1 rRNA gene is annotated in these 428 nt (G+C 54.2%); it reads right to left on the bottom strand.

Going from position 1 to position 428, the window contains the following annotated elements:
* Positions 1 to 428 (bottom strand): 16S ribosomal RNA (locus GM672_RS27900); the annotation flags it as partial.

The following is a 428-nucleotide window of genomic DNA, read 5'->3' as shown; positions in this document are numbered from 1 at the left end:
CGGTTAAGCTACCTACTTCTGGTAAAACCCGCTCCCATGGTGTGACGGGCGGTGTGTACAAGACCCGGGAACGTATTCACCGCGACATGCTGATCCGCGATTACTAGCGATTCCAACTTCATGCAGTCGAGTTGCAGACTACAATCCGGACTACGATACACTTTCTGGGATTAGCTCCCCCTCGCGGGTTGGCGGCCCTCTGTATGTACCATTGTATGACGTGTGAAGCCCTACCCATAAGGGCCATGAGGACTTGACGTCATCCCCACCTTCCTCCGGTTTGTCACCGGCAGTCTCATTAGAGTGCTCTTTCGTAGCAACTAATGACAAGGGTTGCGCTCGTTGCGGGACTTAACCCAACATCTCACGACACGAGCTGACGACAGCCATGCAGCACCTGTGTGCAGGTTCTCTTTCGAGCACTCCCA

Source organism: Pseudoduganella buxea (genome assembly GCF_009720835.1).
Taxonomy (GTDB): Bacteria; Pseudomonadota; Gammaproteobacteria; order Burkholderiales; family Burkholderiaceae_D; genus Rugamonas; species Rugamonas buxea.
Note: the sequence above shows the minus strand (reverse complement) of the source record. Positions and strands in the feature narration are given on the sequence as shown.